We start from the raw sequence: 25,479 nt of genomic DNA, 5'->3' as shown, positions 1-25,479 counted from the left end.
CACCATGGTGGCGTCTCAACCCACCCGACATCCGCTTGGACCGCATGCTTACTTGAATCCGTTTCCGGAAATTTTTTGCCTGATTTCAGAAGATTCACGAAATTGACACAGGCTTCCGGGCGCGACTAGGATTCGCCCACGCCTGTGGCTAACAGCCATGACTCTTAAATAATAAAAAGGCCCGACACGATGATTCGTGGGCGGGCCTTTTTATTATTTCCAGGAGCAAGAGTCCGAATAAAGAGCGCTAAAGCGCCATTCCGGTTGCCGGTTGCAGTGCGAATCAACCCGTACAAGGAAAATAATCATGTTGAACAAGCGCTTTACTTTGATAGCACTGGGGATATTGAGCAGCACACAAGCCATGGCCAACGACCAGGCTGAATCCAAGGGGTTCGTTGAAGACAGCAGCCTGAAAGTGCTGTTGCGCAACGCCTACATCAGTCGCGACTACAAGGACGGCAACCGGGACAAGGCCGAATGGGGCCAAGCGGCCATCGGTACGTTCTCGTCCGGCTTCACCCAAGGCACCGTGGGCGTAGGCGTGGACGCCTTCGGCCTGTACGCACTGCGCCTGGACGGCGGCAAGGGGCGCACCGGTGCGCAAGGCATCGACTTTTTCAAGAAGGGTGACAGTGGCAACGCCGCCGACGACCTGTCCAAGTTCGGTGCCGCGGTGAAGTTCCGGGTTTCCAACACGGTGCTGGCCTACGGTGACCAGATGCCGGCCCTGCCGGTGTTGAACTATGACAACTCGCGCCTGCTGCCGGAAAGCTACACCGGCACGCTGATCACCTCCAAGGAAATCAAAGGCCTTGAACTGAACGCAGGCCGCTTCACTGCCGAGTCGCGCAAGAGCGCCGAAGGTCGTGACAGTGGTGGTCTGAAGTCGATCAACGTGTTGGGCGGCAGCTATCAGTTCACCGAGCAGTTCAAGGCTTCGCTCTACGCCTCGGATGTCGAAGACGTCTTGAAGAAGCAATACGTGAATGCCAACTACGTGTTTCCATTGGCCAAGGATCAGTCCTTGACGCTGGACTTCAACGGTTATCGCACCAAGCTGGACAACAGCTACGTTCGCGAAAACAACGTCACCGGGGACGACAATAAGATCTGGAGCCTGGCGGCGACCTTCGCCACCGGCCCGCACAGCTTCACGCTCGCCCATCAGCGCAGCACCGGCGACAGCAACCTCGGCTACGCCTACGGTGGCTACCAGCGTGACCAGAACCGTGTCGGTGATGGCGGCAATACCATCTACCTGGCCAACTCGTACTGGTCGGACTTCAACGCCGAAGACGAGCGCAGCTGGCAATTGGGCTATGGCCTGGATTTCACCACCTTCGGTGTACCGGGCCTGACTTATAACGTGGCCTATGTGCGTGGCGATAACATCACCACCTCCACCAGCGAAGGCGGTACCGAGCGCGAGATCTTCAACCAGTTCAAGTACGTGGTCCAGGGCGGACCGGCCAAAGACTTGAGCGTGCGGTTGCGCAGCTCGTTCCTGCGCGTGTCGCAGAAGTCCAGTGAGTACAACGTCAGCGGTAATGAACTGCGGGTGTTCGTGGATTATCCGATCAATGTCTTTTGATCGTTGACTGCATCGCCCGCGTTTGATGAAAAACCCGATCTTTGGATCGGGTTTTTCTAAGTGCCTACCTTTATTCCAAGACCGTTTTCTGTTCAAGGCGCAGGACATCAAGCAGGGTTTGCTGTGGATTGGCTTCAGCGCCGATGAGCTTTGAAAAATAGCCCACCTTGCGCTTGAGAACACTCCTGGGCCATGCGCAATGGATATCAGGATGTTCTTCTTCGAGCCACTGCATCAGATTGTCGATCGGCGCAGACTGGTCCTGCTCGGCTAAAGCATCGAGTAACCCTTGCGGTACTTCCCACCATGGCCAATCCTGGACCATCGGCACCTTCCTCGGGCTTGCTTCCAGCGGTTTGCCATTGATCAAATATCGTTCGAACACCGGTAGCAAGGCTTGGGCGTCGTCTCCCAGGCCTTCAAGGATCGGATAGATGAAACGTCCATCCCAAAACCGGAAAAACACCTCGCGACCTTTCGGCATTTTCACTTGCGTCAGGCTGCGCAGATGCGCCAGCACCTCCTCCGGTTCACAACGGGAGACAGCAAGCCAGCCCCAATCGAGGGCGTCGGTTTCGGTAATCCATGGCAGGAACGTTGACTCGGGGGCGAGTTTCGTGACGTAGGGCATCACCGCATGCCAGGTGCAATAGGGCGTTTCGCTCCAGATAGGCAGGAGCGGATGGCTAGGTCCGCTCAGGCGATAGGTCCCCAGGGCGTCCGTATCGCTCGCCGCGCTAATGATCAGGTAAAGGTGTTCGTTTTCCCGCAGGGGCTGTTGGGCCAGCCAGGCGATGGGGTCGAGGGTCTTGAACGCCAGGGTCGTCATCCGGCTCTCCTTGCCAAGGGTATGGGGCCGGGCTTCACCCGGGGATGAGGCGCAGCAATCAAGGATCAAGCCAGATTCGGCGAGTGCCGCGTGGTTCGGTGTTTACGACGGATTTTCAATGGTTTGGAGGAGCGGAAGTCGAGAATGACGAGCAAAAGATGCCTAATTGATTGCGCACTGTTGTGCCATGACTTGCGCACCCTCGTGGCGTCGAAAGCTGTGGGCGGTCTTTCCCCGGAATGAGGGTTCTGCGATGCAATTTTCCCAACGTAAAGTCGTACTAATGAAACTTTTTGCACCGTTTCAAACATCGCTTGAAATGCTTCAAATACTTTTTCATGGACGCAAATCCTGCACCTAATAGATTAGTCCGCTCAATGTAGTGGAGACCTATGAAAAATGATCGTTTTGAACAGGGAAGTGGGCGAAGCGCTCAGACGTGACAAATACGTCAACGTCCGCGGTGGAGACTTCAATCTCTACGGTCATTTCGGCGATTTTGTCCGGCTGACCAAAAGCTGGGAAAATATGGAGCCCGACAGCTATTACGGCCAGGCCGAGTCAGGCATGCGTTTTCGCCGCTACAGCGATTTCGAATACAACCCCACGACTCGTGAACTCAAGCAGCTCGAACACCGAGCCTATGTCCAGTCCAAGGCCAACAACAGCTACGTGGGCGGATTGGAGCGGCACTTCCAGGATTTCTCCAACGAAGTGATCAATTCTCCGGTGATGCGCAGCCTGATCGACACAGACTTCGACGTGTACAAAAACGTCCTGCCCCAGGAATTGCATGACGAAATCTGGCAATGCCAGATCCATCAGATCCGCATCGAGATCAAGCCGGGCAAGCAATTGGAAATCACCCCGGAAGGCATCCATTGCGACGGCTATCCGTTCAGCGGCGTCCATTTCTGGGGCCGAAATAACGTGTCCGGTGCAGAAAGCCGTCTCTACAGCCCTCAGGAAGAACAACTGGCGGCAACCACTTACGAGGATATCCTCGATACGACATTCTTCCTCGATCGGGACATGCGCCATTATGTGACCCCGGCGCGCAATATCCACAGCCATGAAATGGCGTTCAGGCAGATTCTGGCGATCTCCTTCTCGCGGCCCGGGACCGCTTTTGACATTGTTCGCTGAGCAGCTCGAACCGATGGACGATTCGGTGCAGCAAGTCCTGTTGCGCCGAGCCATGGTCAGGGACGCGGAGCGACTGGAGCAGTTTTTCCGGGGTTTTGCCGAGGTGTCATTCTGCGAGTGGCAGGATGCGCGGTTCCTGCGCGGTGTGTTGTTGCAGGAAACCACCACCGCCTACATGGCGTTCGATGCGATGGGTGAAGTCGTCGGCGCGGTCATCGGCGGCATGCTGGGCACTCGAGGCACTATCAATCACCTGGCGGTCAGCCCGAGGCATCGTACCCAAGGCCTGGGCCAGCGTCTGGTGGAAGCGGCATCGGCGGATATGAAACGCGTGGGTGTACTGCGCATGTTTCTGTTCGTCGACGATGCCAACCTGGCTGGCAAGCGCTTCTGGGCCGCCCAGGGGTTCTGCGAGCCCCAGGGTGAAATCACTTTCGAGAGGGATTTATGAACAAGACTTCCAGCCAGCCGCTGGTGGTCGAACCACAAGCCTCGCGAACCTTCGCTGAAGCCAGTCCGGTAGTAGCGGGTTATTTCACGGTTTCGTTTGTGTTCGGCCTGATGGCGGTGAATGCTGGGCTGCCATTGTGGCTGCCAGTTGCGATGTGCCTGTTCGTCTACGCAGGCGCCTCGCAGTTCGCTGCGCTGGCGCTGATTTCCAGCGGTGCGTCGTTGACCACGATCGTGCTCACCACGTTCCTGATCAATGCGCGCCACATGCTCATGTCCGTCTATATGGCCAAGGCATTACGGGCGTTGGGGCTCAGTCGGTTCGAGCGCTGGTGCTACGCGGCGGGGCTTACGGACGAGTCGTTCGCCTTCCACAGCGTCAAGCTGGGTAGCGGGGCCCCGGTCAGCTTGCGCTACCTGATTGGCTTCAACCTTTTTTGCCATGCGTCCTGGGTATTGGGCGGCTTGTTGGGGGCCATCTGCGCGCAGTACGCAGCGCACCTGATCAAATATCAGCTCGATTACGCCCTGACAGCCATGATGCTCTACGTCCTGGTTTCGCTGTGCAATACGCGCAACAAACTGATTGCGGCTCTGGCGGCGGTCGTCTGCATGGGCGTGCTCAGCCTGGTGGGCAATTCACCGTTCAACGTATTCATCGCCACGTTTGTTGGCTGCGGGGTGGGCGTATGCCTGACCAAACGTTCCTGATCCTTGTCGTTGTGTTGATGATGGCCGTGACCTTCCTGCCGCGGGCCTTGCCATTGCAGGTCAATACGGAAAACTGGCCACCCTTCGTCGCCCGCGCGCTGGAATACCTGCCGGTAGCGATTGTCGCCGCCATCAGCCTGACTCCGTTGTTGATCAAGGATCAACAGATACAGATCGACCGCCCTGAGTTCTATGCTGCGATTCCGACACTGCTATGTGCGTATTTCAGCCGCAACCTGTTTCTCAGTGTGGCGGTGGGCACGGCGTCGTATATCGCGCTCGGTTCGTTCCTGTAGCGTCAGGTCTACCACATCGTGCAGCGCCTGGTCGCAAAGCTCGGGATTGTTAACCGCCAGGCGCACTTCCAGGAAGTCTTCGAAATCAGGGAAGATGGCCAAGCCGTTGCGCATCGCCGCGTCCCTGGAGACAAGCCCCAGGCCGTCGAGCTGGGTGATCAGCGACAAGGTCAGCGTTTCGCTGCAGGAATACACCATCCTCTGGCTGGGTCCGTATTCGCCGAGACCCGCGTCGAGAAAACGCAAGAAGCTGTGGGAATACGGGCATTCCTGCGCAGGGCGCACTTGGAATTTGTCGACGAGCAAGCCAAGGGAGTCATCCTGGTTACCGCAATGGGCCCCGACCACCTGCACTTGCACATCCGGCATCGGGATACTGGTGAAACCGCTTTGTTGGCCGATCAGGATTGCCAGGTCGAAATGCTCGTTCTTCAGCTTGCTCAGGTTCTCCATCGACTCGGCATAACTGAACTCCAGCTGGTATTCAGGAAAAACCGCGATCAGGCGATCGATCATGCGTCGATTGAAATCGGGCGTAAGCGTCGTGTTGAGCGCCACTTTAAGGCTCCGTTGCCTGGGGGCCTTGAGCGCCGCGACCTTTTCTTCGAGTTGCCGAGTGGCCGCCAAAACCTGATCCATGAAAGGCGTCAACTCAGAGCCTTGGGTCGTCAATGTCAGGCCTTTGTTCGAGCGACGAAACAACCGGAACCCGAACTGTTCCTCAACCTTGTTCAATTGCGCCGCCAATGCCTGCACCGTAAGGCACGACTGTTCCGCGGCGGCCGACAACGAGCCGGTCTGCATGATGCGCATGAGATTGCGTAAGGTTCTGCTATCCATGAGGTAATGCCCTCTGCTTAAGTGGGCTCGCTATTGTTGGGCACCTGGCCGGGTCTGGCGGTGCGATGCTGGCTATCATCAAGCACCTTGTCACGCTTGTCGCGGTTTTGTGGCGAAAAGCGCTGGCAGGCGATGATTGGAGCTTATGCGCGATTCTGGATTTTTGCTGGGGCGGCGTGTAGGCCAATTCAATTAACCCGGAATACGGGACGCATCGTGTAGAGAAGCTGACTTTATTACAGTCGCTGTTGTACGTTTTTGAATTAAAATTTAATATTTGTACGTATATGTACTAATCTTCAGAGATCAACCTGTAGCAAAGGAGCCAGACCTCATGGCGACCTCTTCGATTACCTTGAGTACCCAGCAACAATTGGACTCCCCGGATGCGGGTCGAGTCGCTTTGAAGTTTTTCTTCAATCTGATGGAGTTGTGGGGCTGCAGCGTCGAGCAGCAGCGCACCTTGTTGGGAAAAGTAGGAAACACGACCTTTTACAAGTACAAGCAGTTACCCGAAAACGTCAGGCTGCCGCGAGACACCCTTGAGCGCATCTCATACCTGATGGGTATCCATAAAGCCCTGAGCATCATTTTCAGCAACAGCCGCGACCGTGTGTATCAATGGGTCAGCAGCCCCAATGCTGCCGCGCCGTTCAACGGTCAGTCAGCGCTGTCGTACATGTTGGCCGGGCGGGTGGTGGATATTGCCGATGTGCGGCGGTACCTCGACGGAGTACGTGGTTGATGGCGCCGCCTCTGGCGGAACCGCAATGGAAACGGGCCTATCGGATCGTCAATAGCAGTTTCCCGCCGATCACCCTGTTTGAAGATGTGCTCGATCCGCAAGACCTCGCCACCGCCTATGCGTTAGAAGCTTTGACCAATGATCGGCTGATGGAAGAAGCCGGCGTGCTCTCCAGGGTTCGTCCTGAAGATCGCGTTTCGGGTCCTGGTTCGTCACCCGTGATGGCGGCATTTACCCATATCGGCAAAAGCAGCCGTTTCAGCGATGGCACGTTTGGCGTCTATTACGCTGCCAGCAGCCAGGAAGCGGCCATTGCCGAGACGTGTTACCACCAGGCTCGGTTCTTGGGGGCGACCAACGAGCCGGACCTGGAATTGACCATGCGTACCTATGTCAACCAGGTCGTCAGACCCCTGCACGACATTCGCCACGATTATCCGCATCTGCACAATCCAGACCCCACGGCCTATGGACCGTCCCAGGTATTTGCCCGGGAGTTGCGCGCAACCTTGTCCTGGGGGCTTTTGTATAACAGCGTCCGCCTGCCTGGTCACGAATGCATCGCCGCGTTCCGGCCGCCGGCGGTGTCGATTCCGGTGCAGGGCAAGCATATTCGTTATGTCTGGAGCGCCCAGAAGCGGGAGATTTCGTTTGTGTTTGAGGTAAATCAAGTGTGATAGATCATATCTTGAACTGCTGCACCGAAGCCTGCATCGAGCCTGCGGCATCGTTCAAATGATCTGCCGTTTTCGTCAAATCGTGGATCGAGCGGGTGTTTTCCCTAGACTGCTCGGCGATCGACTCCACCCGTTGGGCCATCTCATCGCTGGCTTTTGATTGCTCGGCGATGGTCTGAGAAATTTCCTCGACCACTTCGGCGGCATGCCGGGCGCCTGTGCGGATTTCACTGATGGAAACCCCGGCCTGCTGCGCCAGGTTCACGCCTTCGTCCACTCGGCTCACACAGGCCTGCATGTTCGCCACCGCATCTCGTGCGCTTGATTGGATGCGCTCGATCATCGCGGTGATTTCCTGGGTGGATTGCGTCGTGCGCGCCGCCAGGTTGCGTACCTCGTCGGCCACCACCGCAAAGCCGCGGCCCGCCTCGCCGGCGCGAGCGGCCTCGATGGCTGCGTTGAGGGCCAGCAGATTGGTCTGTTCGGCGATGCTCTTGATCACCTGGATAATGGAATGGATGTCCTCGGACGATGCATCCAGCGCGGTGATTTTGCTGGACGACTGGGCGACCACTTCGGCGATCCGATTCATCCCTTCCACTACGCCAAGGATCACCTGCCCACCGCTGCTCGCCAGTTGTTCTGACTGCGCCGAAATGGTCCGCGCACTGTCGGCGTGTTGATGGATCTGGCTTATGTTCGCCATCATTTGCTCCATGCTCGCCGCCATGCTGGTGGCGCTCTGGGCCTGCTGGTCGGCACTGGAGACAATCTGCCGCGCCGTATCGCCCAGATTCCGTGATGTGCCGTGCAACTCATCGCTCTGACCGCGAATGGTGGCGATCATCTGCCGCAGGTTGGCCTGCATTTGCTCTATCACCGCCTGCAATTGCCCCAGTTCGTCATTTCCATGAGCGCCCATTGAGCGCTGCAGGTCACCTTGGGAAATGGCCTGGGTATTGAGAATGATTTTATTCAGCGGCGTGAGCACAGCCTTGAGCAGGCTCCACGACAACAACGCCAACGCCACACACGTGGCCAGTAAGGTGATGATCAACCAGCGCTCGGAGGTGTTGATGCTCTGATCTTGAAACTCGCGAGAGGAATGCGCCTGGCTCTCGATCAGTTCACTGACCGCCTCGTTGCGCTCCTCCAGGGCAGAAAATGCCTTGTCGAATTCAATGCGCAACGCCCGGCCATCCTGAGCGCCGCTCAGCGCCTTGCCAATCACTTGCTTCGCTGAGGCAATATAGGCCTCGGCCTGAGGCTTGAGCTCGGAAATGGTCTGGGAAATAGTACCAGGCAACCGCGCCTCGGCGTTTTCGGCAATGACCTTGCGCATCCGCTGTGAATGCTCATCAAACGCCTCGTTTACTTCCTTTGCGCCTTCGGCATCTCCCGGCGCCACTAGCAAGGCAGCCAACACATCGCCACGTATGGCGTCGTGCATCATGTCCGCCTCCATGTGCTTGCGCATGGCGGAAATACTGGTCTCGTTCTGCGCCAAGGCCTCGGTCATGGCGTGATAGCCCCACAATCCGATCCCGCCGAGCAGCAACGCAAAGGAAAGACTGACCAACCCCGAGCCTATGACTTTGGTGCGGATCTTCATCGCTAACTGCTCCTGGAGCGAGATGTCTGGGCAAGTGTAGTCAAGCGCCAGCAGAGTCTTGGGACGACGGCTCATACCAGAAGCTATCGGCGGGAGAAATGATTGGATGAGCCGGTGGTGAGAGAGCTTGCTCCCGTTGGGCTGCGAAGCCGTCCTTCTTTCCCGCAGTGAGCCGGAAGCAGGCATTTCAGGAAAAGGTCAGGGCGCCCTTCGCGACGATCTCGTCCCATGGCGTAGGGGTAGGAAACAGTTCGTTCAGAAAACCCACGAACGCCTTGACGTTCGGGCTTCCCCGACGGCTCTCCGGCCACAAAGCGGTAATGGAGGAACGGTCGACGGCAAATTGTGGAAACAATGGCGTCAGTTCTCCCCGGGCGACATAGGGTGCGGCAACATAAGTGGGTGAGATGCCGATGCCACCGCCAGCGGCGAGCACCGCAGCCACCGCATCGCTGGCGCACGCTGTCTCCAGGCCCGATCGATACGCCTATCTTCAGCAAAGCCTTGGGTGAGGGGCGCGATGCGTACGTTCGCGCATGGGAGCAGGTGCTGCCGCTGCATCGCGTGGGCACTGCCGCTGAAGCAGGCGCGGCTACGGTTTTCCTGATGACTAACACGTTCATGAACGGCGCCACGCTGAACATCGATGGCGGTGCGCGGTTGGTCTGACCCAAACCCGTGGCGAGGGAGATTGCTCCCGCTGGGCTGCAAGCAGCCCCTCTTTATCCGCTCAAGCCAATGCTGCCCCATCCAGCGAGCAGCATTGGCCCGCTACCCTTAAACCGGATGACTCCCCGGCGCCTCCAGCACCTTCACCACATCATCAATGACGGCCTTGCTCATATCCTGCAAATAATACGAAGCCCAGGCATACCGATCCGTGCCGCGAATCATCGCCGCTTCCTCGGCGAGGACTTTGGCGACGTGGAGAAGGTCGGAAGCGTGGGATAGGGCTTCGTCAATGGGGATGCCGCTGTTGACGCGGAATAGCGGGGGGTCGGAGTGGTAGGAGAAGGGGGTTAGGCCTGGGGTTTTGAGGTCTTTGGGATGTGTCATTGCGCGCCTCCGTTCGCCAATTGGCGGCGGGTGGCTGGCAACGTGATAAAGCGAGACTGCAGCAGATCCTCGTTTTGTATGTGCGGATCTGCCGAAAACATCCCATAGTTTTAGCGCATAAAAAAAACCGCACGATTTGAGCATGCCGACCAGGTCAACCTAGGCTTGGCGGGTATTTGACAGCCATTTTAGGTTGCTGGAAAAGGTCGCCAACGTCCCGATAAAAGTATTTGTAACCCTGGATTGGAGATGAATGAGTTCTGGGGCTTGCCGGACTCAAGCTTTTCCTTCACTGTAAAGACTAACGTCATTACAGCGAGGACTATCTCATGGCTTCCATCAACGTTCGTATCGACGACGACCTCAAGGCGCGTGCATACCGTGAGCTGGAAAAACTCGGCGTCACCCCTTCTGAGCTGATGCGCCAAGCTCTGCAGTACGTAGCGGAGCGCGGCCAGTTGCCGTTCAAGCCCGTCCTGATGACCGAGGACGATGAAGCCCTGATCGCAACGGTGCGCGAGCGACTCGCAGCCCCGCAGCGGGTTAAGGTTTCGCTAGATGACCTATAACCTCGAATTCGATGCACGGGCGCTAAAGGAATGGCAAAAGCTAGGGAATACCGTCCGTGAGCAGCTCAAAAAGAAGCTCACGACGATCCTGGCCAATCCGCGCATCGAAGCAAACCGACTGCATGCCTTTCCTGATTGCTACAAGATTAAGCTGCGGAGCAGCGGTTATCGGCTGGTTTATCAGGTGATTGATCATGAGGTCGTGGTGTTTGTCGTGGCCGTCGAGAAACGTGAACGAGATCAGGTTTATCGGAAAGCGGCTGAGCGATTAGGTGGTTGAGTTGTCGGTGAGTTGATGGCCTCATCGCGAGCAAGCTTGCTCCCGCAGATTTTTCAGGAATGGACACCCAGAAACAACAAAGCCCCCGCATTTCTGCGAGGGCTTTGTTTTGTATGGTGCCGGCACCAGGAGTCGAACCCGGGACCTACTGATTACAAGTCAGTTGCTCTACCAACTGAGCTATACCGGCGTGTGGGCGACGATTATAGCGATTGGGAAGGTTCTGTAAACCCCTGAATTCTGACTATTTTTAGACGAGCTGCAGTTCTGGTGGATGTGGCGCCGCTGGGCGGGGCGCGAGGGGCCTGGTAGCGTGCGGTTGCCTGACTCGAATCGAGGCAAGCCAAAGCACTTGATGCCTGAGCGCAAAAGACGCCAGACCCAACCTTTATGCTGGTTTGCTCAAACGCTTATGCACAATCGAAAGGACGCTGCGAGGGATATCTTTCTGTTTTGTGACCGCTTTCCCGTTTGCTCGCAAGCTGCTGTTTTCATGGTTTTTTATCCATGTGAACAAAAAATGACCAGCTGAGATTCAGCCCGGAAATCGCGGTTTTCTTGGATCCTGGTTTAATTCATCAACAGAGTTATCCACAGGCTGTTTCGCCTCATTAACGTTCTGCCAGCAACAGCAGGTTGCGCGGTGTCAGAGGTGTCTCGCAGAAGGTGCCAAGGCGGACGTTGTAGCCTTTTTGAGTAAGGAAAAGCGCCCGGTCCAAGACCAGCCAAAGCTCCAGGGGGCGGCGGAAGAGGCTTCGCACCAATTCCAGATTACGCACTTCGGCCAAACGCTGATGGCCAGCGGCTTCCAGGGCAGCCCAGTCAGGAGTGCCGACTGTGGATAAGTTTTTCAGCGCCGCCAGGTCGGTGCAGTACTGGGCGAAGGATTTTTCCAGCCAGACGCTGGGCAAGGAGGGCGTGGGTAGGTAGTCGTCGTGCCCTCTGATTTGTCGTTGCAGCAGGTCGAAGCCCAGGCGCCAGGCCATGGATTGGTCCCGTTGTCTTCTTACGCGGGCGCCTGCGGTGACGGTCTCGGTCTGCGGCAGGCTGAGATCGTCGAGCGACAGTTGTAGGGCAGAGCCTTTTGCGGCGTCGGACAGCGGCTGATATTCCGAGGTGCTGATGCGGTTGTAGCAGCACGGCGCGATAGCCAATTGTGCGCAGCCAGCGGCGCTGGCCAGACGCATCAGCCGCACATGCAAGTCGCCGCAAGCGTGCAGAGCCACCGGGGTGTGTCCGGGGCGCAGCGCCTGATTTGCGTCTGCCGCCAATACGTCTTGTTGCGAGTGCGTGGCGGGCAGGTGATGGCGTTGGCTCAGCAACTGGCCGCTGGCGACCAAGGCGGGGTCGTGTTCCAGGCAGGTCAGTTGTTGTCCATCCTGCAACAGGCGCCGGCCAAGGTGGCCTTTACCGGCGCACCAATCGAGCCAATGGATCGGTGGGGTGGTGAAGCGCAGGCGGCTGGCAAAGGCTTCTATCTGCTGCCATTTGCGCCCGGGTACGTCGACGTTGAGGCGATGGCTGGGAGCTTCGAGCGAGTTGGCCGGCAATTCAGCCACGGCGCTCAATGCCCGGGAGAGAGCAGCCAGTTCCGGGAATGGCGCTGGCGCGCTCTCAATCAACCATGGTTGATGATGGTCGTTTTCCGCTGCGTCCAGCGAACGCTCGCGTAGCCATCGGGCCAATTCCGGGTGGGAAGTTTCCCAAGGCAATTGCAGATGCGTGAAGGGCCGAGGCTTCCATAGTGACTGGTGCGTTGTAAGAAACGCATCCAGCGCGGTGAAACGGGTGAGCAATGCTTCACCCGTCAGCACTTGGCTGTCAGCGCCCTTGGCAGGCATCGACGCGAAGCCAGCGTTCAAGCTGCTTGAAGCCTTGCACCAGTACGAAGGACATCAGCAGGTAGAACATGCCGGCCGCGAAGAAAATCTCCACTGGCATGTAGGTCCTGGCAATGATGGTGCGCGCCATGCCGGTGAGTTCCAGCAGGGTCACCGTGCTTGCCAGGGCGCTGGCCTTGAGCATCAGGATCACTTCGTTGCTGTAGGCGGGCAAGCCGATGCGCGCGGCCCGGGGCAGCATGATGTAGAACAGCGCCTTGGGCCGCGACATGCCCAAGGCTCGTGCGGCTTCGATTTCGCCGCGGGGAATGGCCTGGATGGCGCCGCGCAGGATCTCGGCGATGTAGGCGGCGGTGTGCAGGGTCATGGTGGCCGTGGCGCACCAGAACGGGTCCCGCAGATACGGCCACAGCGCGCTGCTGCGCACGGCATCGAACTGTGCCAGGCCGTAATAGACCAGGAACAACTGGACCAGCAGTGGCGTACCACGGAAAAAGAAGATGTAGGCGTAGGGAAACGCCCGCACGTACCACAGCCGCGATGAACGGGCGATGCCCAATGGGATCGCCAGCAGCAAGCCGGCGATCACCGCGATGGCCACCAGCTCCAGTGTAAGCGTGGCGCCCTGGGCCAGTTTCGGCAGCCATTTGATGATGACTTCCCAGTTCATTGGGTGCTCCTGGCAAAGCCGCGGGCGGCGCGTTTTTCCAGCAGGTGCATGCCGATCATGGCGAGCACCGTCAGGCCCAGATACATAAGCGCTGCGACCATATAGAAAGTGAACGGTTGCTTGGAAATGGTCACGCCGATTTGCGCGTGGCGCATGATTTCTTCCAGGCCGATCACCGAAACCAGTGCGGTATCCTTCATGAGGATCATGAACAGATTGCCCAGGCCGGGCAGGGCGATGCGCCACATCTGCGGCAGGATCAATCGGGTGAAGATCCGCCATTTCGACAGGCCAAGCGCCACGCCGGCTTCACGGTGCCCCTTGGGTATCGCCAGGATCGCACCGCGAAATACTTCGGTGGCGTAGGCGCCAAAGCATAGGCCGAGGGCGATGACGCCGGCGGCGAAGGCATTGAGGGCTAGGTCGGGATTGCCGAAATATTCGCCCAAGGCACGCATCAGGTTGACGGTACCGAAGTAGATCAACAGCACCCAGAGCAATTCCGGAATGCCGCGGACCAGTGTCGAATAGGTGCCGCCAAGCCATTGCAACGGCTTGTACGGGGAGGTCTTGGCCAAGGCGCCGAGCAGGCCGAGCACCAGCCCCAGGCAGAGAGCCGAAAGGGCCAGCTTGACGGTCATCAGCGCGCCGGCGGCAAGCGCCGGGCCGAATCCGTAGAGGTCGATCATCATGGGCGTGTGTTCATATCGCGGCAGGCTTTGCTAAGGGCCGGCGCTACTGGGTAGCAACGCCGGCCAGGCACGTCAGTATCAATAGATGCTGAACGGGAAGTACTTGTCGTTGATCTTTTTATAGGTGCCGTCGGCAACGATTTCCTTCAGCGCGGCATTCAGTTTGTTGCGCAGTTCATCATTACCCTTGCGCACTGCAATGGCGATCTTGTCGCCTTCCACCACTGGGTCGCCCTTGAACTCATAGGCACGGCCGGCGTCGGTTTTCAGCCAGTCGTAGTTCACGTATTTGTCCGCCAGGATCCCGTCAACGCGGCCGGAGGTCAGGTCCAGATAGGCGTTTTCCTGGGTATCGTAGAGTTTCAGTTCGACGCCTTCCATGTTGTCTTCCATCCAGGTACCAGCCAGGGTGGAACGCTGGGCTCCGATGACCTTGCCCTTGAGGGAATCTTTATCGACTTTGAACTCGACGTTTTTCGGCGCAATGAACTGCAGCTTGTTGGAGTAGTACGGGTCGGTGAAATCAACGGCCTGCTTGCGCTCTTCGTTGATCGACAACGAAGAAATCAGGAAATCGAACTTTTGGGCCATCAAGGCCGGAATGATGCCGTCCCAGTCGGAAGTGACCACTTCACATTCAACTTTCATCTTGGCGCACAGCGCGTCGCCGATGTCTTTATCGAAGCCTACGACCTGGCCGCTGGCATCCTTGTTATTGAACGGCGGATAGGCCGCCTCGATGCCCATTTTCAGTTTGTCGGCCGCCATGACGTTGGCCGAGAAGACCAGGCTGGCGGCAGCAGCCAAAAAGAATTTCCTGTAGGTCTGCATAGGTACTGCTCCGTTAGCGGTTGCTGGACATGAATTGTTTGCAGCGCGCCGAAAGCGGGTTTTCGAAGACCTGCTGCGGCGACCCTTGCTCCTCGATCAGCCCTTGGTGAAGGAACACGACTTCGCTCGATACCTGGCGGGCGAAGCCCATCTCGTGGGTTACGAGCAGCATGGTACGACCTTCTTCGGCGAGGGCGCGGATCACGCTTAGTACTTCCTGGACCATTTCCGGGTCAAGGGCAGAAGTCGGCTCGTCGAACAGAATGACTTTAGGTTGCATCGCCAATGTGCGGGCGATGGCGGCACGTTGTTGCTGGCCGCCGGACAGTTCGGCAGGGTAGGCGTGGCGCTTGTCAGCAATGCCGACCTTGGCCAGCAAGGCTTCGGCCACTTCCACGGCTTCGGCCTTGCTCTGGCCCAGCACGCGGCGCGGGGCTTCGATGATGTTGTCGAGCACGCTCATGTGCGGCCAGAGATTAAAGTTTTGAAATACAAAACCAATCTTGCTGCGCATGCGATTGATCTGTTTGCCATCGGCGGCAATCAGCTCACCGTTTTTGGCAGCCTTGAGCTTGAGCTCCTCGCCTGCGACCAGAATCTGACCCTGGTTGGGATTCTCCAGCAGATTGATGCAACGCAAAAACGTGGACTTGCCGGAGCCGGAGGAACCCAGGATCGAGATCACGTCACCGTCGCGAGCGGTCAGCGAGACGCCTTTGAGCACCTCCAGCTTTGCGTAGCGTTTGTGCAAGTTGCGGATTTCAAGCGCGGGCGTGGCCTGGGCCATGTGCGGTCCTCATGATTTGTGCTCCCTTGCTATTGGCAGCCTTCCTGGCGAGGCGGCCAAGCTAGCATGCGTCCGAATGACAGCCAACAGCGCTTCGGATGGTAGACCGATGATGAGTGACAGGTTGTCGCATCGGCGCAGCAGACTGTCGCGCCATCAACAACCGAACGGCTGTTTGAACCCTGTCCATCGGCGATTTGCCCGGGGAGTCGCGTAAAAAAAGGCGCGATGGTGCCAGCTTTGGGCGGGGGTGGGAAGGGTTAACCGGATGAGCGTTGTCTATTCCGTTTGGCATTCGGCTCAACTTCCAATCGATCTGAACATGGGTGTTCATAAAACGATCAAACGAGGTGGTGTTCCCTATCAGGAGTTGTGGTCATGAAATTGCTATATTGCCCCATCGTTCTGGGTGCGCTGCTTTTTCCCATCATGCTCAACGCCACCAACCTCGCGCCCATCGACAACGCAGGCGTCCAGGTCCAGCCCATGCAACAGAACGGTATCAGCTACCTGTCCGGCGGTATCGGCGAGGACGAAGCCCGGGCCATCGAACAGGCCCAGGGCTACAACCTGCACATGACTTTTGCGATCGGCCCGGAGGGCAAATACGTCCCGGATGTGGAGGTGACCGTGCGAAGCTCAACGGGACAGACATTGCTGACGCTCAGCGACGCAGGCCCGTTGGTGTATGTACAACTGCCGCCGGGCAGTTACAGCTTGATAGCGACGCGTAACGGCGAGGAGCGTCGCGACACCGCCAAAGTAAGCAGCGGAGCCGCGCGCAAGCTAGTGTTCCATTGGAACAGCAGCGAGTAGCCGAGAGCTTACTCGCTGGCGGGCTCTTCCATGGATTGGCGATAACGGTCCAGCGCCTCGCTGAAGTCCTTGATGAATTCCGGCGTGCTGAGCCAGCGCTGGGCGGCCTCGCGGTCCATGTCGTCGGCCCACATGCGGTAGTCCACCAGCATATCGGCGGCCAGGTTGGTGGCGGCCATGCCCTCGTTTTCCGCGTTCTTGAGGTCCAGCAGGCCCGGACGCTCGATGATCATTTCGCTAACGTCGGCAAGCAGCGTGTCGAGCATCTGGCTGCGGCTGACGGCCTCGGCTTCACGCAACTTGGCGAATAGCTCCAGCACATAGACCGGCGGCTGGGCAGTGGCGTGAGCCGGATCGCCGTACATCGGGATGGATTTGCGCCCGGTCATACGGATTTGCTTGGCTTTGTCTTTGGCGCGCTTGGCGCGTTTCTGCTGTTTGTTCAGTGAGGCCATTGGGCTTCGGTTTCCAGTTCGTTAGGGGGCGGTGGCCGGCTCAATCGACTTTCGGCACGGTGAAGCGGAATTCGCTGCCTTTGCCTGGCTGGCTTTCGGCCTGCAGTTTACCGCCATGAGCCTGGACAATCCCCTTGGAAATATAAAGGCCGAGGCCGGTGCCGTTCGGGTTGCCGTCCTTGGTGGTCCAGTAACGGTCGAAAACATGAGGCAGTTGTTCTGGCGCGATGCCCTCACCAGTGTCGCGGACACTGAATACGATCTCATCGCCCACCGACATTGCGCTGATACCTACGCTACCTTTCTGCGGCGTGAACTTGATGGCATTGCCAATCAGATTGGACAGCACCTGGAACAATCGCTCCGGGTCCGCGTTGATCCTGAGGTTGGGTTCGGCGTGGAAAGAGATATCGATGGCCTTGGCAGAGGCCAGCGGCGTCAGTAATGAACACGCGTCTTCGAATATCTGGCTCACGTCCATCGGCTTGGGGTGGATGGTGTAGCGGCCGGCGTCGATTCGCGAGGTGTCGAGAAGGTCCTCCAGGAGCGAATTCATACGGCTGGCGGCCTGCTGCATGGTATCGATGGCCGAGGAAATTCGCTTCGAGCTATGGGAGCCATCGGAGCTGAAAGCCTTTTGCATCATGCCGCACAGCATGGAAATGACCGTCATCGGGTTGCGCAAATCATGGGACACGACTGCAACCAACTCATCCCGGGCCTGCACCGCCTGGCGCTCCTTGCGAACTTGCCGTGCCAAGTCGTTTTCCAGGGCCGAGCGCCGCAGGTCGTTGGCGGCGAATACATCGCCATGGCTCCATTTGGTACTGATGCCCCCCATTTCGACTTTCCAGATTTCGAACGACGTCCTCGGGCGTAAGCGTAGTCCGGTGGCGCTTTGCTCCAGGTCGAGGGGTTTTTGAGGGTCACCGCTCCAATTGATGGTTTGCTTGACCTCGGGGCGGAACCACAGCACGCCATTTTCCACGGGCTTGGGCAGGTGAATCGCCAGCACACCGCTCGCAACCTCCGGATAAGCCTTGGCCGGCGCGAAAATTTCGCCCAGGTTATGGTGAGCAAAAACCGGTTGGTCGGTTTCCATTATCCATTTGTGCAATTCACGAATCTGCTCCGGTTCCGGGCACTGTCCGTGGCGATGCAGCTTGTTGTCCTCGATGATCGCAACGCCATTGGCCCCGGTGAGTTCCATCAGACGCTGTGGGTCGTGGGACAGACTGTCAAAGACGTTTTCGCTGGATTCGGCCATGAGAGTGGCAAGCGCCCCGAGGTCTTCGAGCTTGGCGTCCCGTTGCCCTGCCAGTTCAAGAGCCTCCATCGCACTGATCTGCAGTGAGAGGATCTGGCCGATCGTCTGGCAGGCCATGCGCATTTGGTGGGGAACATGCAGCGGCTGGCGGTTGCCGCAGCTGATCAATCCCCATAATTGCTCGCCTTTCATCAGCGAGATGCTCATGGATGACAACACGCCCATGTTCTTCATGTATTGACGGTGAATCGGCGAGACGCTGCGCAGCGTGGAAAAGCTCAAGTCCAGTGGCGCCTGCGTATCGGGGCGCAGCTCGGGTATCAGCGGTACCGGCGTGTAGTCGGCGTTGGGGATGATGCGCAACCAGTTGGTGCGATACAGCTCGCGAGCCTGTTCCGGAATGTCCGATGCTGGGAAAAACAGGCCCTTGTAGAGCTCCATCGAAGGCGCGCTGGCCTCGGCAATGACTTGCCCGTGGCCTCCTTCCTCGAAACGATAAATCAGGACGCGGTCGTATCCGGTCATGGCCTGGATCTCCCGCACGCTGATTTCGTACAGGGCCTGGAGCGTTTTCGCGCTTTGCAGACGCTGCAGCATGCGGCCCAGGTTGGCCTCGCCATTGACGCCCTCGGGGCGGTAGTCGGTCAGGTGCTGTTCCAGTTCGACAATCAAGGCGCCCTGATGGCGGTGGATCAGGGCGTCGAAGCGCTGCTGGTTCACTACGATGTCGAGCGGAACGTTGTCTCTTTCAGTTTCGGTGCGGAAAGCTTCCAGAAGGGTTGCGGCCTGTTCCTGCCCAAACAGTGCATCCAGGGGCAGACCGAGAAGCTCTTGAGGATCATACCCTGTCAGTTGTTGCGCGTTTGCGCTGACCTGGCGGATCACGAAATCAGGCTCGGACAGCATCAGCAATACGCCGTGAGGCTGGATGGCCCCGGGGAAGCGGATCGGTTCGTCTGCGCAATTGGCCAGCAATTCTTCGAAGGCTTCTTGGTTTTCCGGTTTCATAACAGAACCTCCTGACTGGCCAGCCAGCGTTCAAAACAGATGAATGTCGCCTTGGCAGCGCGTGTGGCTTCGAGCATCTGGTCGTCGCCAAGGTTCCGGTCACCTAGATACTGAAGAAAATCCTTCCAGCGCCGGCCGGTAAGTTCTCCATAAACGTCGAGGAAAGCGGCACCGCTGGATGAATCGAGACCTAACTGTTCGGCCACCCTGCGTCGCAGGATCTGTCCGCCTAATGTTGCGCCTTCCAGCACATAGGAAACGCCGAGGGCGGCGGCCGGAGAATCAATCTGCGGCAGGAGTTGGCAGACGGGTAGCGAGTCAATCGCCATTTCGTCCAGACCCAGCGCCATGAGATCCGCTCGTAGCACCGGCAGCTTGATGCGTAGGGATTGGTCCAGCCCCGTCGGCGTCAGCGCGAGAATATGGAGGCGACGTTCCAGTGGCTCATAAAAACCGTGGTATGCCGCTATCAAGCGCCGGTACAGGCCTAGATCCAGTTGCTCCGAGAAAAACGGCAAGCGTTTCTCAAGGGCAATGTGCAGTTCAGCGGTTTCAGTCCGCAATGCCTGGATCAGGGAGGGCGGAGGGGCGGACGGTGCAGGCATGCAGAATGAAGCTCTTTGAGTGGAGCGTTGCAGAAAAAAACGCATCAATCTTACACAGGTTTATTGGGTGGGCGATCGTCAATAGCCCGCTTTATTGTTCGGGCGGCATGGCCGGTCTGTCGCTCCTGGTATTGGCCGGCGAAGAGGTGTTCATTACCTTCACGGCGGGTGTCCAGCCGTTGGGCGTATCCACGATAGGCTACGCCGTAAAATCAGGCTTGGCCTTGGCTCAGTGCTTGGGATGCGGCCACATAGTCGGCTTGGAATTGCTTGCTTTCCACCCAATCCAGCGCGGTCTGCTCATCGACACCCGTGGTCAGGCGACGGTACTCGATCAATGCAGTGATGATGAAGTCGGTGGCCTCTTCTTCGCCTTCCTGTTCCAACACGAGCGCCAGTAGCGGATGTGCCAGGAATGCTTCGCACATGGCTTTCTGGCTGACCTTTTCGGCGGCGCTCATGAGTCGGAACAGATCCGACAAGTCCACGGTTTCCAAGTCGATGCGTTCATCGTTCGGGTCAAGGAAATCGTTTGGCGCAGCAGCACGCTGAATGCGGTTGTTCTTGGCTTTCGCCTTCGCGCGCTGGCTGCGTTTGTGCTGTTTGTTCGCCGATGACATGGTCGGATTCCTGATGGATAAGACGATCTATCCTACAGCTTCGACGCGGACGCTTCGAATCTCAATCGACTATGAAGAGCGTGGCCCCTGATGAAGTCGAAGACCGATGGGGCTCGGCCTGGTCCGCCACCTGGTAGCTCATGCCTGGCTTGAGCAAAAATTGCCGGCCATCTTCGAGTTCGGTATCGAGCTCGCCCTTTAGGCAAAACAGGATATGGCCCTTGGTGCACCAATGGTCGGCCAGGTAACCGGCGGTGTATTCCACCATCCGTACCCGAATGCTCCCGAACTGCCGCGTTCGCCAAAAGCGGTTCCGGTAATGCCCTTATGCTCGGTGGGCTCGATGGTGGACCAATCGGTGGTGCCGAAGGGGATGCCAGTGATGTCCATTTCGACTCGCTTGCTGGAGGGGAGCGGACGAATGTAGCTGAGTCGATAGGGCGGCGGAAGAAAAATCCGGGCAATAAAAAACCCCGATCAATTTCTTGATCGGGGTTTTCGGTATTTGGTGCCCAGAGACGGAATCGAACCGCCGACACGGGGATTTTCAATCCCCTGCTCTACCGACTGAGCTATCTGGGCAACGGGGCGCATTAAACGGGTTTTTCAGGGGGGCGTCAAGCGAGTTATCAAAAAATATTTAATTATTACCGTCGCTTACGATTCGCCCCCGCTCTGGAAGGCTTATTCGGACGGCGGCACGTAGCCTTCGGCCTTGGCGTATTCTTCGCCGGAAAAGAACTTCTCCATCTCGCCTTGAAGGTATTTGCGATCTTCGGCGTTCATCATGTTCAGGCGTTTTTCGTTGATCAGCAGGGTCTGGTGTTTCTGCCAATCGCCCCAGGCCTTGGCCGAGACGTTGTCGTAGATGTCCTGGCCTTTGGCGCCCGGGAACGGCGCGCGTTCCAGGCCTTCCAGTTCTTCTTTGTACTTGCGGCACATGATGGTGCGGGTCATTGCAACTCTCCTGCATTCAATACGGCGGCCGCGCGTTCGAGCAAGGTTTTGACCGGGGCGGCAAGGCCCAGGCGCGGCGGGGTGGCGAGGTTATACCAGAGCCAGTCGGCCTCGGCCACGTGGTGGCCGGTTTCCCGGACCCGGACCAGCCAGGGTTCGATTGCCAACTGGAAGTGGCTGAAGGTGTGTATCAGGTCCGGCATTGACTGTTGCTGGCCCAGCTCCAGGGAATGTTGCAAGGCCAGGTGCTGCAGATCATCCAGGCCATCGAGTTCCGGCAGACTCCACAAGCCGCCCCATAAGCCGGTGGATGGGCGACGGTAAAGCAAGATGGCGCCCTCGCGATTGGCCAGCATGGGCATCAAGGTGCGCTTCTTGGGCACTTCCTTGCGTGGTTTGGGAATCGGGTAGCGGGTTTCCAGGCCCAGCATGTGCGCCTCGCAGCCTTTTTTGAGCGGACACAACAGGCAACTGGGCTTGCTGCGGGTACACAGCGTGGCCCCCAGGTCCATCATCGCCTGGGTGTAAGCGTTGACGCGGTCTTGCGGCGTGAAGCGCTCGGCGGTGGCCCATAGCTGTTTCGCAACCTTGGGTTCGCCCGGGTAGCCTTCCTGGGCGGTGAAACGCGCCAGCACCCGCTTGACGTTGCCATCGAGGATCGGCGCCCGCAGGTCCATGCTGATGCTGGCGATGGCGCCAGCGGTGGACAGGCCGATCCCCGGCAGTTCGGTGAGCTTTTCCACATCCCGGGGGAATTCCCCGGCGTATTGCTCCACGACGATTTTCGCTGTTTTCTGCAGATTGCGTGCACGGGTGTAGTAGCCCAATCCGGTCCACAGATGCAGCACTTCATCCTCCGGCGCGTCGGCGAGAGCCTGGACCGTTGGCAGGGCGGCCATGAACCGGTCGAAGTAATTGAGCACGGTGCTGACCTGGGTCTGCTGCAGCATGATTTCCGAGACCCACACCCGATAAGGCGTGATGCCCTGTTGCCAGGGCAGGTCGTGGCGTCCATGGCGGTCGAACCAATCCAGTACCGCGGCGGAAAACTGCTCGGATGTCATCGCTTGAACAGCCCCTTGAGCGCGTCTTTGAGCTCAGGGCTGACTTTGTCGCCCAGCTTCTCGTCAATCTTGTCGCCGAGGCGGTCTCCGGCCAGTTTCGCCGCGACCTTGCCCAGCCCATCGTTGTCCAGGCGGCAGGCTTTGGCACCCAACTCCAGCGGGCCGCGGCAGCGCAACGGCCACTCGACGTCGACGTAGCGTTCGTTGACCTGGCAGGCAGGGTCGGGCATGTCGCTCTTGTCGCCTTCGACGATCACGCCGACGCGGTAGTCCATGCCCAGCACGCGCAGGTCGATGTCGCCGTTGCCGTTGACGGTCATGCCGGGAATGCGGACTTTCAGGTCTGGGTTGTGGGCAACGCCGTTGGTGAAAGTGAGGTTGCCGTTGAGCTGCTGGAACGGCGTGTCCTTGCCGCGAGGTTCGCCAGTGAGTGACTTGCGGTTCAGCGTGGCGATGCCTTTGCACAGTTGCTGTTCAAGATTGGCATTGAGCAATACGCCATCGTTGATGACGAAACCGGCCGTGCCATTAAGGCTATCGATCAGGGCTTTTTGGCTGTTGCCGTTGGCGGTGATCGCGCTGTTGAGCGTGACCAGACCCTTGACCGGCGGATTCTTGCCTTGGCTTTCGATGATTTTCTCGGCCGGCACCCGGTTGATGCGGGTTTGCAGGCTCAACTGTGGCGTAGGCTGCCGTACGTCCAGGGTGCCCTTGGTTTCAAAGTTGCCGCTGTACAAGTCGCCGCGCAGGTTCTCCAGAGTCAACAGGCCACCCAGGCCGGTCGCTTTGAGCGCGGCGTTCTGGATCGGCAGTTTGTCGAGGGTCAGTTGGCCGAAGGTCAGGTCGGCATCGATGTCCAGCTTGCTCAGGCGCTCCACCGGAAACAGCCGATCATTGCTCCAGGCGCCTTGGGTTGGAGCGCTTGGCAGGGGTGTGCTGCCGGCGCCGGCCATGGCACTGGCCTCGGTGTTGCTGACTTCGGCCTCGCGGGCTGCCTTGGAGCTGTCGGCTTCGGCGGACTTTGGCGGCAGGTAGCGGTCGACGTTGAACGTATCGGCCTTGAGCTGCACGCGCAGGGCCTGTTTGGCAAAGTCTTCCACAGCGATACGGCCGCTGAAACTGCTGTCGTCGACCTTCAAATTGATGTCGTTGAGTTCGACACTGTTCGGCGTGCCGGCAATGCGGCTCGCCAGTTCGACCTTGCTCAGGCTGCCCTCAGCCATGGCTGGCAGTTTTTGGCCAACGCTGTCGACAAACTTTGCCAAGTCGAATTGGGCAATCGAAATGCCGCCATTCAGTTGTGGCGCCTTGTCGAGGTCGTTGACCTTCAACTCGCCCAGTGCACGCAGTTGGTTGAGGGAAAGCTTGATCCCGGTCCACTCGGCGACGTTTGCCGCTTTATCCAGGGAAAGTTGCCCTTGGGCCGCGAAACTCACGGTCTTGCCCTGCAAGGGATCGCCGGTGGCTTCGCCGGACAGCTTCAGGTCTTCGAACCGATAGCGCTGCAACGCGCGCTCGAAGCGCAGTTCGCCAGTGACCTCGGTGCGCACGCGGACGGCCGGCTGGTTGCTCGACAGGAACGCCGTGAGGGTAACCGGGATGTTGGTAGCGTCATGGATCGGGCCGGTGCTCAACTGGATGCTTTCGGCACTGAACTGCTTGCCGGTCTGCTCGTCGGTGTATTCCACGCGGGCGTTGTTCACGGTCAGGCTGTCGATGTCCAACCGTGTTGGCTGGGCCGGCTTTTCTGCCGGTGCGCTGGCCGGCGGGGTGGATTGTTCGATGGGCGTTGGTGCTTCCTGGGTGGATGCGGAGGTGGGCGCCTTGCCAATATCTTCCCAGTTGCCGTGGCCGCTCTTGTCACGGTTCAGGCGTAGGTTCAGGCCTTCGACCCGGACATCGCTCATCTGCACTTCGCGGCGCAGCAGCGGCATCACCCGGACAGACAGCCCGAGCATCTGAAGGTCGGCGAAAGGTTGGGTTGGGTTGGCCAGGGTGGCGACACTGGCTTCGTGCAGTTCCAGACCCAGCCATGGGAACAGGCTCCAACCGATGTCCCCATTGAGTGTCAGCTCGATGTGGGCTTTGTCGCGGGCTATCTGGCGGATCTCTTCTTTATAGTCGTTGGGATCGAAGAGGTGGGTCAGGGCAAAGCCCAGGGCCACAATGATCAGCAACAGCCCGAGAAGTACCAGACCCAGGATTTTGCCGAACGCTTTCATGGGCGAATCCTTATAGGTTGAGTTCAAATTTTGCCAGGGAGTATAACGTCCCGGGTCGGTGGAGCGATGAGGGATCGATTTTTCGAGCTGCCGTTACCCGGCCAGACACGGCCCCGTGGCGAGGGAGCTTGCTCCCGCTGGGCTGCGAAGCGGCCCAAAACCAGGCGAATCGGTATGCCAGGCGCGCCGTGGATTCAGTTTTTGGGGAGCTACGCTCCCAGCGGGAGCAAGCTCCCTCGCCACAGGGGAGCTATTCGACATCCAGAGGTAATTTCAATTTCGCCGCCAATGCCTGGGCTTCCAGATGCCCGGCAGGCGCCTGAAGTCGCAGCTCGGCGTTGCCTTGCTCAGCCATCCTCCGGGCTTCGCTCACCAGCCGTTCCGCCACGCCCCGGCGGCGAGTGACGTTTCGCACGCATAGGTGGGACAAGCGCCAGACGTTCTGGTGCCGTTGCAGTCGTGCTGCACCGAGCAGGCGATCGTTGAAGCGTGCCGCGATCAACGAGCCTTCCTCGAGACATTTCTCTATGAGTCGCGCGGCGTCGCTGAACGGCTCGAACAGCCAGACCGGCGCGTCCCGATAGATTTTCTGCAGATCCTGCTCGTCCTGACGAGTGGCTTCATTCAGGTGCTCGACAACGATGGGCATGGAAATTCCTGAAAAATAAACGAATTGCCCCCTACAGAAAGTCAGCAGAGGCGCGATAAGACGAGTGAGAGAAAAAAGGTGATAGCACTTTGGTTTTTCTGTCACGAGCAAATGTTAACCTTTGTCGGTTCGTCCGTCCTTCTGCGACGTGATGTCGCACTAAAATGGAGCTTCACCACAGAATACAGTC

The 25,479-nt window shown here is 58.4% G+C and carries 29 protein-coding genes, 2 tRNA genes and 1 pseudogene; 11 read left to right on the top strand and 21 right to left on the bottom strand.

What is annotated here, in order from left to right:
- Window positions 1-307: 307 nt before the first annotated feature.
- A complete protein-coding gene (locus J3P81_RS23440) occupies window positions 308-1,594 on the top strand; it encodes an OprD family porin (protein ID WP_434561172.1) in 1,287 nt (428 codons plus the stop codon).
- A gap of 70 nt (window positions 1,595-1,664) precedes the next feature.
- Here the strand turns inward: J3P81_RS23440 and J3P81_RS23435 are convergent, their stop codons facing one another.
- Window positions 1,665-2,423 (bottom strand): DUF4123 domain-containing protein, encoded by a 759-nt coding sequence (locus J3P81_RS23435; protein WP_434561170.1) that lies wholly within the window; start codon window positions 2,421-2,423, stop codon window positions 1,665-1,667.
- 399 nt (window positions 2,424-2,822) lie between these two features.
- On the opposite strand from J3P81_RS23435, the gene J3P81_RS23430 reads away from it, so the two are divergent.
- Genes J3P81_RS23430 through J3P81_RS23415 form a run of 4 tightly spaced genes read left to right on the top strand, consistent with a single transcriptional unit; the run spans window position 2,823 to window position 5,026 of the window.
- Window positions 2,823-3,569: a 2OG-Fe dioxygenase family protein gene (locus J3P81_RS23430; RefSeq protein ID WP_420766404.1), complete on the top strand. Its 747-nt coding sequence runs from the start codon at window positions 2,823-2,825 to the stop codon at window positions 3,567-3,569.
- Between the two features lie 13 nt (window positions 3,570-3,582).
- Window positions 3,583-4,020, top strand: a complete 438-nt coding sequence (locus J3P81_RS23425; RefSeq protein ID WP_420766507.1) for a GNAT family N-acetyltransferase — start codon at window positions 3,583-3,585, stop codon at window positions 4,018-4,020.
- The gene (locus J3P81_RS23420) at window positions 4,017-4,730 is read left to right on the top strand and encodes an AzlC family ABC transporter permease (RefSeq protein WP_420766403.1); all 714 of its coding nucleotides are present in this window, start codon (window positions 4,017-4,019) and stop codon (window positions 4,728-4,730) included. Before J3P81_RS23425 ends, J3P81_RS23420 begins: the two co-directional genes overlap by 4 nt.
- Window positions 4,709-5,026, top strand: a complete 318-nt coding sequence (locus J3P81_RS23415; RefSeq protein ID WP_039592671.1) for an AzlD domain-containing protein — start codon at window positions 4,709-4,711, stop codon at window positions 5,024-5,026. Before J3P81_RS23420 ends, J3P81_RS23415 begins: the two co-directional genes overlap by 22 nt.
- On the opposite strand, the gene J3P81_RS23410 is transcribed toward J3P81_RS23415, so the two are convergent.
- Window positions 4,943-5,866, bottom strand: a complete 924-nt coding sequence (locus tag J3P81_RS23410; RefSeq protein ID WP_434561168.1) for a LysR family transcriptional regulator — start codon at window positions 5,864-5,866, stop codon at window positions 4,943-4,945. The genes J3P81_RS23415 and J3P81_RS23410 overlap by 84 nt on opposite strands.
- Window positions 5,867-6,200: 334 nt before the next feature.
- Between J3P81_RS23410 and J3P81_RS23405 the strand changes: the two genes are divergently transcribed.
- The gene (locus tag J3P81_RS23405; RefSeq protein WP_434561166.1) at window positions 6,201-6,611 is read left to right on the top strand and encodes an MbcA/ParS/Xre antitoxin family protein; all 411 of its coding nucleotides are present in this window, start codon (window positions 6,201-6,203) and stop codon (window positions 6,609-6,611) included.
- Window positions 6,611-7,288 (top strand): RES family NAD+ phosphorylase, encoded by a 678-nt coding sequence (locus J3P81_RS23400; RefSeq protein WP_420766400.1) that lies wholly within the window; start codon window positions 6,611-6,613, stop codon window positions 7,286-7,288. The genes J3P81_RS23405 and J3P81_RS23400 overlap by 1 nt, the downstream gene beginning before the upstream one ends.
- 4 nt (window positions 7,289-7,292) lie before the next feature.
- On the opposite strand, the gene J3P81_RS23395 is transcribed toward J3P81_RS23400, so the two are convergent.
- Together J3P81_RS23395 and J3P81_RS23390 are read right to left on the bottom strand one after the other, a co-directional pair.
- Window positions 7,293-8,900 (bottom strand): methyl-accepting chemotaxis protein, encoded by a 1,608-nt coding sequence (locus tag J3P81_RS23395; protein WP_434561164.1) that lies wholly within the window; start codon window positions 8,898-8,900, stop codon window positions 7,293-7,295.
- 187 nt (window positions 8,901-9,087) lie between these two features.
- The gene (locus tag J3P81_RS23390; RefSeq protein WP_434561162.1) at window positions 9,088-9,345 is read right to left on the bottom strand and encodes a LysR substrate-binding domain-containing protein; all 258 of its coding nucleotides are present in this window, start codon (window positions 9,343-9,345) and stop codon (window positions 9,088-9,090) included.
- On the opposite strand from J3P81_RS23390, the gene J3P81_RS23385 reads away from it, so the two are divergent.
- Window positions 9,255-9,569, top strand: coding sequence for an SDR family oxidoreductase (locus J3P81_RS23385; RefSeq protein WP_434561160.1), 315 nt, complete (start codon window positions 9,255-9,257; stop codon window positions 9,567-9,569). The genes J3P81_RS23390 and J3P81_RS23385 overlap by 91 nt on opposite strands.
- Before the next feature lie 108 nt (window positions 9,570-9,677).
- On the opposite strand, the gene J3P81_RS23380 is transcribed toward J3P81_RS23385, so the two are convergent.
- Window positions 9,678-9,956 carry a DUF3077 domain-containing protein gene (locus J3P81_RS23380; RefSeq protein ID WP_434561158.1) on the bottom strand — a complete coding sequence of 93 codons (279 nt, stop codon included), beginning with the start codon at window positions 9,954-9,956 and terminating at the stop codon, window positions 9,678-9,680.
- Window positions 9,957-10,285: 329 nt separating this feature from the next.
- On the opposite strand from J3P81_RS23380, the gene J3P81_RS23375 reads away from it, so the two are divergent.
- On the top strand, window positions 10,286-10,525 hold the full coding sequence (locus J3P81_RS23375; RefSeq protein WP_027911784.1) for a type II toxin-antitoxin system RelB/DinJ family antitoxin: 240 nt from the start codon (window positions 10,286-10,288) through the stop codon (window positions 10,523-10,525).
- The gene (locus J3P81_RS23370; protein WP_434561156.1) at window positions 10,515-10,805 is read left to right on the top strand and encodes a type II toxin-antitoxin system RelE family toxin; all 291 of its coding nucleotides are present in this window, start codon (window positions 10,515-10,517) and stop codon (window positions 10,803-10,805) included. The genes J3P81_RS23375 and J3P81_RS23370 overlap by 11 nt, the downstream gene beginning before the upstream one ends.
- A gap of 114 nt (window positions 10,806-10,919) precedes the next feature.
- On the opposite strand, the gene J3P81_RS23365 is transcribed toward J3P81_RS23370, so the two are convergent.
- The 6 genes from J3P81_RS23365 to J3P81_RS23340 form a co-directional block, all read right to left on the bottom strand.
- Window positions 10,920-10,995 (bottom strand) — tRNA-Thr (locus tag J3P81_RS23365).
- 421 nt (window positions 10,996-11,416) lie between these two features.
- Window positions 11,417-12,646: a methyltransferase gene (locus J3P81_RS23360; RefSeq protein WP_434564164.1), complete on the bottom strand. Its 1,230-nt coding sequence runs from the start codon at window positions 12,644-12,646 to the stop codon at window positions 11,417-11,419.
- The gene (locus J3P81_RS23355) at window positions 12,627-13,316 is read right to left on the bottom strand and encodes an ABC transporter permease (protein WP_420766354.1); all 690 of its coding nucleotides are present in this window, start codon (window positions 13,314-13,316) and stop codon (window positions 12,627-12,629) included. The genes J3P81_RS23360 and J3P81_RS23355 overlap by 20 nt, the downstream gene beginning before the upstream one ends.
- A complete protein-coding gene (locus J3P81_RS23350) occupies window positions 13,313-14,008 on the bottom strand; it encodes an ABC transporter permease (RefSeq protein ID WP_420766353.1) in 696 nt (231 codons plus the stop codon). Before J3P81_RS23350 ends, J3P81_RS23355 begins: the two co-directional genes overlap by 4 nt.
- Before the next feature lie 78 nt (window positions 14,009-14,086).
- Window positions 14,087-14,839 (bottom strand): ABC transporter substrate-binding protein, encoded by a 753-nt coding sequence (locus tag J3P81_RS23345; RefSeq protein WP_434561154.1) that lies wholly within the window; start codon window positions 14,837-14,839, stop codon window positions 14,087-14,089.
- 13 nt (window positions 14,840-14,852) lie between these two features.
- Window positions 14,853-15,626 (bottom strand): ABC transporter ATP-binding protein, encoded by a 774-nt coding sequence (locus J3P81_RS23340; protein ID WP_434561152.1) that lies wholly within the window; start codon window positions 15,624-15,626, stop codon window positions 14,853-14,855.
- Window positions 15,627-16,004: 378 nt separating this feature from the next.
- Here J3P81_RS23340 and J3P81_RS23335 point away from each other — a divergent pair, with 378 nt between their 5' ends.
- The gene (locus J3P81_RS23335) at window positions 16,005-16,442 is read left to right on the top strand and encodes a carboxypeptidase regulatory-like domain-containing protein (protein ID WP_434561150.1); all 438 of its coding nucleotides are present in this window, start codon (window positions 16,005-16,007) and stop codon (window positions 16,440-16,442) included.
- Between the two features lie 8 nt (window positions 16,443-16,450).
- Here the strand turns inward: J3P81_RS23335 and J3P81_RS23330 are convergent, their stop codons facing one another.
- The 10 genes and pseudogenes from J3P81_RS23330 to panM form a co-directional block, all read right to left on the bottom strand.
- Window positions 16,451-16,897, bottom strand: a complete 447-nt coding sequence (locus J3P81_RS23330; protein WP_420766349.1) for a hypothetical protein — start codon at window positions 16,895-16,897, stop codon at window positions 16,451-16,453.
- Window positions 16,898-16,937: 40 nt separating this feature from the next.
- A complete protein-coding gene (locus tag J3P81_RS23325; protein ID WP_434561148.1) occupies window positions 16,938-19,172 on the bottom strand; it encodes an ATP-binding protein in 2,235 nt (744 codons plus the stop codon).
- On the bottom strand, window positions 19,169-19,777 hold the full coding sequence (locus tag J3P81_RS23320) for a biliverdin-producing heme oxygenase (RefSeq protein WP_434561146.1): 609 nt from the start codon (window positions 19,775-19,777) through the stop codon (window positions 19,169-19,171). Before J3P81_RS23320 ends, J3P81_RS23325 begins: the two co-directional genes overlap by 4 nt.
- Before the next feature lie 212 nt (window positions 19,778-19,989).
- The gene (locus J3P81_RS23315) at window positions 19,990-20,397 is read right to left on the bottom strand and encodes a hypothetical protein (protein ID WP_420766346.1); all 408 of its coding nucleotides are present in this window, start codon (window positions 20,395-20,397) and stop codon (window positions 19,990-19,992) included.
- A 61-nt stretch (window positions 20,398-20,458) separates the two neighbouring features.
- Window positions 20,459-20,787: pseudogene (locus tag J3P81_RS23310) on the bottom strand (DHCW motif cupin fold protein).
- Window positions 20,788-20,903: 116 nt separating this feature from the next.
- Window positions 20,904-20,979: transfer RNA gene (locus tag J3P81_RS23305), tRNA-Phe, on the bottom strand.
- Window positions 20,980-21,081: 102 nt separating this feature from the next.
- Complete coding sequence (locus tag J3P81_RS23300) at window positions 21,082-21,354, bottom strand: oxidative damage protection protein (RefSeq protein WP_039592693.1); 273 nt, start codon at window positions 21,352-21,354, stop codon at window positions 21,082-21,084.
- The gene (gene mutY, locus J3P81_RS23295) at window positions 21,351-22,418 is read right to left on the bottom strand and encodes an A/G-specific adenine glycosylase (RefSeq protein ID WP_434561144.1); all 1,068 of its coding nucleotides are present in this window, start codon (window positions 22,416-22,418) and stop codon (window positions 21,351-21,353) included. The genes J3P81_RS23300 and mutY overlap by 4 nt, the downstream gene beginning before the upstream one ends.
- Complete coding sequence (locus tag J3P81_RS23290) at window positions 22,415-24,640, bottom strand: AsmA family protein (protein WP_434561142.1); 2,226 nt, start codon at window positions 24,638-24,640, stop codon at window positions 22,415-22,417. Before J3P81_RS23290 ends, mutY begins: the two co-directional genes overlap by 4 nt.
- A gap of 250 nt (window positions 24,641-24,890) precedes the next feature.
- Complete coding sequence (gene panM / locus J3P81_RS23285; protein ID WP_420766342.1) at window positions 24,891-25,289, bottom strand: aspartate 1-decarboxylase autocleavage activator PanM; 399 nt, start codon at window positions 25,287-25,289, stop codon at window positions 24,891-24,893.
- Between the last annotated feature and the right edge of the window lie 190 nt (window positions 25,290-25,479).

Origin of the sequence: Pseudomonas sp. R1-6 (assembly GCF_051132115.1) — a bacterium.
GTDB lineage: Bacteria > Pseudomonadota > Gammaproteobacteria > Pseudomonadales > Pseudomonadaceae > Aquipseudomonas.
Note: the sequence above shows the minus strand (reverse complement) of the source record. Positions and strands in the feature narration are given on the sequence as shown.

Coding starts and splice junctions, on each gene's coding strand:
- J3P81_RS23440 (WP_434561172.1), top strand. CDS start 308: ATGTTGAACAAGCGCTTTACTTTGATAGCACTGGGGATATTGAGCAGC.
- J3P81_RS23435 (WP_434561170.1), bottom strand. CDS start 2,423: ATGACGACCCTGGCGTTCAAGACCCTCGACCCCATCGCCTGGCTGGCC.
- J3P81_RS23430 (WP_420766404.1), top strand. CDS start 2,823: ATGATCGTTTTGAACAGGGAAGTGGGCGAAGCGCTCAGACGTGACAAA.
- J3P81_RS23425 (WP_420766507.1), top strand. CDS start 3,583: ATGGACGATTCGGTGCAGCAAGTCCTGTTGCGCCGAGCCATGGTCAGG.
- J3P81_RS23420 (WP_420766403.1), top strand. CDS start 4,017: ATGAACAAGACTTCCAGCCAGCCGCTGGTGGTCGAACCACAAGCCTCG.
- J3P81_RS23415 (WP_039592671.1), top strand. CDS start 4,709: ATGCCTGACCAAACGTTCCTGATCCTTGTCGTTGTGTTGATGATGGCC.
- J3P81_RS23410 (WP_434561168.1), bottom strand. CDS start 5,866: ATGGATAGCAGAACCTTACGCAATCTCATGCGCATCATGCAGACCGGC.
- J3P81_RS23405 (WP_434561166.1), top strand. CDS start 6,201: ATGGCGACCTCTTCGATTACCTTGAGTACCCAGCAACAATTGGACTCC.
- J3P81_RS23400 (WP_420766400.1), top strand. CDS start 6,611: ATGGCGCCGCCTCTGGCGGAACCGCAATGGAAACGGGCCTATCGGATC.
- J3P81_RS23395 (WP_434561164.1), bottom strand. CDS start 8,900: ATGAAGATCCGCACCAAAGTCATAGGCTCGGGGTTGGTCAGTCTTTCC.
- J3P81_RS23385 (WP_434561160.1), top strand. CDS start 9,255: ATGGCGTCAGTTCTCCCCGGGCGACATAGGGTGCGGCAACATAAGTGG.
- J3P81_RS23380 (WP_434561158.1), bottom strand. CDS start 9,956: ATGACACATCCCAAAGACCTCAAAACCCCAGGCCTAACCCCCTTCTCC.
- J3P81_RS23375 (WP_027911784.1), top strand. CDS start 10,286: ATGGCTTCCATCAACGTTCGTATCGACGACGACCTCAAGGCGCGTGCA.
- J3P81_RS23370 (WP_434561156.1), top strand. CDS start 10,515: ATGACCTATAACCTCGAATTCGATGCACGGGCGCTAAAGGAATGGCAA.
- J3P81_RS23360 (WP_434564164.1), bottom strand. CDS start 12,646: ATGCCTGCCAAGGGCGCTGACAGCCAAGTGCTGACGGGTGAAGCATTG.
- J3P81_RS23355 (WP_420766354.1), bottom strand. CDS start 13,316: ATGAACTGGGAAGTCATCATCAAATGGCTGCCGAAACTGGCCCAGGGC.
- J3P81_RS23350 (WP_420766353.1), bottom strand. CDS start 14,008: ATGATGATCGACCTCTACGGATTCGGCCCGGCGCTTGCCGCCGGCGCG.
- J3P81_RS23345 (WP_434561154.1), bottom strand. CDS start 14,839: ATGCAGACCTACAGGAAATTCTTTTTGGCTGCTGCCGCCAGCCTGGTC.
- J3P81_RS23340 (WP_434561152.1), bottom strand. CDS start 15,626: ATGGCCCAGGCCACGCCCGCGCTTGAAATCCGCAACTTGCACAAACGC.
- J3P81_RS23335 (WP_434561150.1), top strand. CDS start 16,005: ATGAAATTGCTATATTGCCCCATCGTTCTGGGTGCGCTGCTTTTTCCC.
- J3P81_RS23330 (WP_420766349.1), bottom strand. CDS start 16,897: ATGGCCTCACTGAACAAACAGCAGAAACGCGCCAAGCGCGCCAAAGAC.
- J3P81_RS23325 (WP_434561148.1), bottom strand. CDS start 19,172: ATGAAACCGGAAAACCAAGAAGCCTTCGAAGAATTGCTGGCCAATTGC.
- J3P81_RS23320 (WP_434561146.1), bottom strand. CDS start 19,777: ATGCCTGCACCGTCCGCCCCTCCGCCCTCCCTGATCCAGGCATTGCGG.
- J3P81_RS23315 (WP_420766346.1), bottom strand. CDS start 20,397: ATGTCATCGGCGAACAAACAGCACAAACGCAGCCAGCGCGCGAAGGCG.
- J3P81_RS23300 (WP_039592693.1), bottom strand. CDS start 21,354: ATGACCCGCACCATCATGTGCCGCAAGTACAAAGAAGAACTGGAAGGC.
- mutY (WP_434561144.1), bottom strand. CDS start 22,418: ATGACATCCGAGCAGTTTTCCGCCGCGGTACTGGATTGGTTCGACCGC.
- J3P81_RS23290 (WP_434561142.1), bottom strand. CDS start 24,640: ATGAAAGCGTTCGGCAAAATCCTGGGTCTGGTACTTCTCGGGCTGTTG.
- panM (WP_420766342.1), bottom strand. CDS start 25,289: ATGCCCATCGTTGTCGAGCACCTGAATGAAGCCACTCGTCAGGACGAG.